At 73.9% G+C, this 6116-nt stretch carries 6 protein-coding genes and 1 pseudogene; 3 read left to right on the plus strand and 4 right to left on the minus strand.

Annotated elements, in window-relative coordinates; all coding sequences use genetic code 11:
- Window positions 1–538 (plus strand): annotated as a pseudogene (locus tag HUW36_RS23250) (hypothetical protein); the annotation flags it as partial.
- Window positions 539–572: 34 nt separating this feature from the next.
- The gene (locus HUW36_RS23255; protein WP_174530123.1) at window positions 573–1463 is read left to right on the plus strand and encodes a 3-methyladenine DNA glycosylase; all 891 of its coding nucleotides are present in this window, start codon (window positions 573–575) and stop codon (window positions 1461–1463) included.
- Between the two features lie 61 nt (window positions 1464–1524).
- On the opposite strand, the gene HUW36_RS23260 is transcribed toward HUW36_RS23255, so the two are convergent.
- Entirely contained in the window at window positions 1525–2100 is a 576-nt protein-coding gene (locus tag HUW36_RS23260; protein WP_246248294.1) for a GNAT family N-acetyltransferase, read from the minus strand.
- Between the two features lie 112 nt (window positions 2101–2212).
- Between HUW36_RS23260 and HUW36_RS23265 the strand changes: the two genes are divergently transcribed.
- Window positions 2213–4642: a low temperature requirement protein A gene (locus HUW36_RS23265; protein ID WP_174530124.1), complete on the plus strand. Its 2430-nt coding sequence runs from the start codon at window positions 2213–2215 to the stop codon at window positions 4640–4642.
- Between the two features lie 11 nt (window positions 4643–4653).
- Here HUW36_RS23265 and arfB read toward each other — a convergent pair whose 3' ends face one another.
- From arfB to HUW36_RS23280, 3 genes are all read right to left on the minus strand, one after another.
- Window positions 4654–5079: an alternative ribosome rescue aminoacyl-tRNA hydrolase ArfB gene (arfB, locus tag HUW36_RS23270; RefSeq protein WP_174530125.1), complete on the minus strand. Its 426-nt coding sequence runs from the start codon at window positions 5077–5079 to the stop codon at window positions 4654–4656.
- A 9-nt stretch (window positions 5080–5088) separates the two neighbouring features.
- The gene (locus HUW36_RS23275; protein ID WP_174530126.1) at window positions 5089–5385 is read right to left on the minus strand and encodes a hypothetical protein; all 297 of its coding nucleotides are present in this window, start codon (window positions 5383–5385) and stop codon (window positions 5089–5091) included.
- Window positions 5386–5473: 88 nt separating this feature from the next.
- The coding region (locus tag HUW36_RS23280; protein ID WP_174530127.1) for a S1C family serine protease at window positions 5474–6116 on the minus strand (643 nt) is incomplete at its 5' end.

The following is a 6116-nucleotide window of genomic DNA, read 5'->3' on the forward strand; positions in this document are numbered from 1 at the left end:
TCGCCGGCCGCCGGTCTGGCTGGTGGTCGGGGTGGCCGCCGCGGTGCTGGCCGGCGTGGTCGGGGCGGCGGCGTGGACGGCCACGCAGCGGGTCGCCGCGATGGACACCACCAAGCAGCCGACCAGCGGCGCGTGGGTGGGCAGCAGCGTCACCGGCGCGCTGGGGGTGCCGTTGCGGGAGACCGCGTTCGAGTTCACCGTCTACCGGATGAGCTGCGGCACGGGCGTGCTGCCGGCCGCGCCGGGCGGCGGGCGGCCCTGCCTGGCCACCGTGGGCGTGCGCAACCTCACGTCCGAGCAGCAGACCTGGCACGGTCAGTTGCAGCGTGCGTACCTGCCCAGCGGCAACTGGGTGGCCGCGGACGAGAACGCCACGCGGGTGGCGAACCTCGGCCGGGACGTGTTCGCCCAGCCGGTGGCCGCCGGCCGGCGGGTGCTGCTGCCGCTGGTGTTCACCGTGCACGGCGCCGAGCCGCCGAAGCAGTTGGAGCTGCGCAGCGGGGTGTTCTCCGCCGGCGTCCGGGTGGACGTGGACTGACCGGGGTGCGGGCGGCGGTCGTACCCTGGGGTCCGTGACCGCCGTCCTCGCCCCCGCCGCCGCGCTCGACGCGGCCGACTGGCAGGCCCGCCGGCGCGCCCACGAGGAGCGGGTCGACGCCTGGCTCGCGCCGCACCTGACCCGCCGCCGCGCCGGGGTGAAGCATCCGGTGGAGGACTTCCTGTTCACCTACTACTCGCACCGGCCGGCGCAGCTGCGCCGGTGGCACCCGGGCGCGGGCGTGGTGCTGCGCGACGCCGACCCGGCCGGGTTCGGCCCGGATTACACCGCCGGCGCCGCCGGGCTCACCCTCGACACCGAGCGGGTACGCGCGCGCCGCGCCGAGTCGATCGACTGGATCCGTACGCTGCTGGCGGCCACCGCCGGCCGCCCGGCGCACCTGGGCTGCTTCGGCATGCACGAGTGGGCGATGGTCTACCGGCAGACCCAGGAGCAGGTACGGCACAACGCCTGGCCGTTGCGGCTCAGCCCGGAGGCGACCGCGGCCGTGGTCGAGGAGCGCGGCGTGCGGTGCAGCCACTTCGACGCGTTCCGGTTCTTCACCGGCCCGGCCCGGCCGCTCAACGTGCTCCAGCCGACCCGGGAGAGCCAGCACGCGCTGGAGCAGCCGGGTTGCCTGCACGCCAACATGGATCTCTACAAGTGGGCGTACAAGCTCTCCCCCCTGGTCTCCTCGGAGCTCGTCGCCGACTGCTTCGCGCTGGCGCGGGAGATCCGGACGCTGGACATGCGGGCGTCGCCGTACGACCTGGCCGACCTGGGTCACCCGCCGGTGCGGGTGGAGACCCCGGAGGGCCGGGCCGAGTACGCCGCCGCCCAGCGCGGTTTCGCCGAGCGGGCCGCCGGGTTGCGGGCCCGCCTGCTGGCCGAGCTGGAGCGTTCGGTGCCCGCCGACCCGGCCTGAGAACCCCGAGCGGACCGGCGGCAGGCACGCCGAGCGCGGCCGCCGCTTCGACGCCCCGGACTCAGTCCTCCGGACGGCCCCGGTGTCGGGCCCACTCCGGCGCGAGGATCGACATCACGGTGGCGTCCACCCAGTCGTCGCCGTCGCGCAGCACCTGCCGCAGCGTCCCCTCGGCCACGAAGCCGACCTTCTCGTAGGCCCGCCGGGCACGTGGGTTGAACGTGAAGACCTCCAGCCCGATGCGGTGCAGGCCGAGCTGCTCGAAGCCGTAGCCGACGATCAGCCGCACCGCCTCGGTGCCAAGCCCGCGGTCCCGGCCGTCCGGCCCGATCAGGGTACGGAAGTTGCAGCTCGCGTTGGCCCGGTCCCACTCGTTCAGGACCACCTCGCCGACGCACCGCCCGCCGACGCGGTCGACCACGGCCAGGTCCAGCCGGTCGGTCTGGCTGTTGCGGGTGCCGTACCAGGCGCGCAGCCGGGTCTCCGCGAAGTCCTCCCCGGGCGGGCTGCCGGTCAGTCGGACCACCTCCGGGTCGGCCAGGATCGCCGCCAGCGCGGGCAGGTCGTCGTCGAGGAACGGGCGCAGCAGCACACGCTCGCCGGTGAGCGTGGGCTTGACGGAGAAACCGGTCGGCACCCGATGGATTCTGGGCAGCCCCGCGGGGGGCCGCAAACGGATTAGCCGCAGCCGGCGGGCCCGATCGGGCAATCCCCGACCGCCCCGACCTCGGCCTTGGCACAGTGGGGAAATGGGATGGGCCGGGCGGATCCAGCTGGCCGACCAGGCCGGCGGGGTCAGCCGGTTGGAGCTGTTCCTCGACCTGATCTTCGTGTTCGCCTTCCTCAACGTCACCGGGTTGACCGCCGAGCAGCTCAACCCGGCCGGTCTGCCCCGTGGACTCCTGCTCCTCGTGCTGCTCTGGTGGTGCTGGACGCCGTTCGCCTGGCTCGGGGCCATGGTGCGGCTGGATCGTGGCGTCCTGCCGGTGGCGATGTTCGGGCTCAGCGCCGCCCTGTTCGTGATGAGCCTGACCGTGCGGGAGGCGTTCCAGGACCGTCCGGGCGGGCTGTCCGGTCCCGTGGTCTTCGCCCTGGGCTACCTGCTCGTGCGGGTCACCGCGCTCACCGTGGCCACGGTGGCGACGACGGACCGGACCTGGGTCCGGCACCTGGTCCGGAGCGTCTGGCCGCCCGCCGCACTGGGCGCGCTGTTCCTGCTCGCGGCGGCGGTGGCACCGACCTACGTCCCGAATGTGGTGACCCGGGAATGGGTTCGCTTCGCCCTCGTCGGTTGCGCGGTCGCCGTCGAGTACGGCGGCGCCCTGCTGGCCGGAACCCAGCGGTGGCGGATCGCGTCCATTCCGTACTGGGCCGAGCGGCACGCACTGATCATCCTGATCGGGTTCGGCGAGACGATCATCTCGATCGGGCTCAGCCAGGGCATGGCCGTGGCGCAGCCGCTCACCCCGGCGGTGGTGATGGGGGTCCTGCTCGGTGTGGCACTCGCCGGCGCCCTCTGGTGGACGTACTTCGACATCGCCCGGTTCGCGGCGGAGCAGGCGCTCCAGCGGGTCGCGGGCAACCGGCGCGAGGCCCTCGGACGGGACGCGTACAGCTTCCTGCACCTGCCGATGATGGCCGGGCTGATCCTCGTGGCGCTGGGGCTGAAGAAGGCACTCGGCGAGCTGCGGGTGCACAGCGGGGAGAGCGATCCGCTCCTCGGGGTGGCGACGCTCTACGGCGGGGTGGTGCTGTACCTGGTCGGACTGGTGCTGTTCGAGATACGGACGCTCCGTATCCTGGGCCGCTCGCCGCTGCTCGGCATCGTGCTGGTGCTGGCCGCCGCGCCGTTCGCCCCGCGCCTGCCGGTGCTGGCCGAACTGGCCGTGCTGGCGGCGGCCGTCGGCGCGACCGCGTTGGCCGACGCGACGATCTTCCGGCACCGTCACCGGCGCCTGCACGCGGCCATCGGCACCGCCCACGAGCACGCCGGCGTCACCCCGAAGGAACTCTTCTTCGACCTCGCCTTCGTGTACGCCTTCCTTCAGGTGGCGGCGTTGATGGCCGACGACCCGACGGTGACCGGCGTGGTCCGCGGCCTGCTCGTGCTCACCACCCTCTGGCTGGCCTGGTGCGCGTACGCCTGGCTGGCCTCGGTGGTGCGCTCCGAGAGTCCCCTGGTACGCCTGGTGATGGTGCTGGTCGTGGCGGTCACCGCAGTGATCACACTGGCCGGACCGCAGGCGTTGGCCGACGCGCTGGGCGGCCTGTCCGGTCCGCTGGTCTTCGTGGCCTGTTACGCCGTGATCCGACTGCTGGTGCTCGTCTCGTTCGCCGGCGCGGCGCGGCAGCACCCGGGGATGTGGTCGCCCTGGCCGGCCCTGGCCGCCGTGCCCAGCCTGGTCGCGCTCGGCCTGCTGCTGATCGCGGCGCTGGTGCCCGAGCCGGTGGGCGACATCCGGGCGCTCTCTCCGGTCCGGGTGGGCCTGTGGATCGCGGCGATCCTGGTCGACGTGCTCGGCAACGCCCGGGTCCTGCGCGTACTGCGGATCAGATCCGCCGCGCACTGGGCCGACCGGTTCAGCCTGATCGTCATCATCGCGCTCGGCGAGGCGGTGATCTCGATGGGCACCGCGCTCGCCTACACCCCGATCTCGGCCCGGATCATCGTGGCGGTCCTGCTCGGCACGGGGCTGCTCGCCTCGCTGTGGTGGGCGTACTTCGGCTGGGACAGCGCCGCGGGGGAACGGGCGTTGGAGGCCGCCGACGCCACGGTCCGGACACGGATCGCCCGGAACGCGTACACGTTGCTGCACCTGCCCATGGTCGCCGGGATCGTGCTGGTCTCCCTGGGCCTGCGCAAGTCCATGGCGGTGCTGGGCAGCGCCGGCTTTCTCACCCTGGGACCCCCGCCGTACCTGCTGGGTCACACCGCGCTCTTCGGCGGGGTGCTCCTCTATCTGGTCGCCGTGCAGGCGTTCCACTCGCGGATCGTCGGACGCCGCCGGACGCTCCGCGTGGCGCAGGCCGTGCTCGTGGCGGCGTTGCTGCCGCTGACGGCAGGGCTTGCGGCGCTGGTCTCGCTGGCCGTGCTCACCGCGGTCTGCCTGGCCGTCACCGCGTTCGAGGCGACCCGTGGCAGGCCCGTGCCCGCCGTGCAGCCGGTGCCCTCACCCTGACCGTCCGACGGTCAGTCGCCGTCGACCCGGCGGTCCCGCTTGCGCTGCGACTGCCGCTTCTTCTCGGCCAACCGTCGCTCCTTCGCGCCGCGCGACGGCCGGGTCGGGCGACGCGGCTTCGGCGGCGGGGCGACCGCCTCGCGCAGCAGCGCGGCCATCCGCTCCCGGGCCGCCTCCCGGTTGGCCAGTTGCGCGCGGTGCTCGCTGGCCGCCACGGTCAGCACGCCGTCGACCAGCCGGCCGGCGAGCCGGGCCAGGGCCCGCTCCCGCAGCGCCTCCGGCACGCTCGGCGAGCCGGCCAGGTCGAAGCTCAGCTCGACCCGCGAGTCGGTGGTGTTGACCCCCTGCCCGCCCGGCCCGGACGACCGGGAGAACCGCTCCCGCAGCTCGACGGCGGGCACCACGAGCCGGTCGGTCACCCGCAGTCCGTCGTCCACGCCCCGAGGCTAGCGCCCCGGACGGTGGCTCGGGGTGGGGGTACCGGTCGGGGTGGGGCTGGCCCGCTCCTCGTCGGAGCCGGACGCCGCGTACGCGGCCGCGCCCACCGTCAGCAGGGCGATCACAGCGATCTTGACCACCACGCCACGGATCGCGGTCCAGGCGGTGCGCCGGGCACCCGGCACGCTGGTCCGGATCGTCTGGTAGTCCTTCCAGCCGCGCTGGGCACGGGCGTACGACGCGCCGACACCGGCGCCGACGACCAGGCCCACCACGAGGAGGGCCGCGATGACAGCTTGCTCCACCTCCGCCAGTATCCATACTCAGCGTAATATTTCCATTGTCCGATGCTCCCACGCCGGATATCCGACACTTCCGAGGCGTCTGGGCAGCTCAGCCGCCCCGGCCGATGATGGTGTCGGCGGTCTGCTGGACCTGGTCGATCGGGATGGCGAAGCCGATCCCGATCGAGCCGTTCCCGTCGATGGTGGCGATGGCGGTGTTGACCCCGACCACCTCGCCGCGCGCGTTCACCAGCGGCCCCCCGGAGTTGCCCGGGTTGATGGACGCGTCGGTCTGCACCGCGGTGTGCCGGCCGTTGCCGATCCGCACCTGCCGGTTGAGCGCACTGACGATTCCGGCGGTGACGGTGCCGGCCAGCCCGAGCGGCGAGCCGACCGCGAGCACCGGCTCCCCCACCCGGGTCGAGTTCGCCTTGGCCAGCGGCAGCGGCGGCAGCCCGGCGGACGCCGGCACCTTGAGCACCGCCAGGTCGCTGCCCGGCTCCCGGCCCACCACCTCGGCCGGGAACCGACGCCCGTCCGACGTCTCCACCGTCACCGGCCCGGAGCCGCCCCGGGCCAGGATGTGGTCGTTGGTGACGATGTGCTGCTCGTTGTCGATGGCGAAGCCGGACCCGGTGGCTCCCGCGCCGGACTTCCCGCCGACCATCACCGACACCACCCCGGGCACCGTGCGGCCGGCGGCGGTGACCAGCTCCGCCGGCACCGGCGCGGCCGCGGCCGCGGACGGGCCG

Origin of the sequence: Micromonospora maritima, assembly GCF_902825405.1 — a bacterium.
Taxonomy (GTDB): domain Bacteria; phylum Actinomycetota; class Actinomycetes; order Mycobacteriales; family Micromonosporaceae; genus Micromonospora; species Micromonospora maritima.

What these genes read in the sequence shown, in the direction of transcription:
- HUW36_RS23265 (WP_174530124.1), top strand. Translation starts at nt 2,213, where the DNA reads ATGGGATGGGCCGGGCGGATCCAGCTGGCCGACCAGGCCGGCGGGGTC.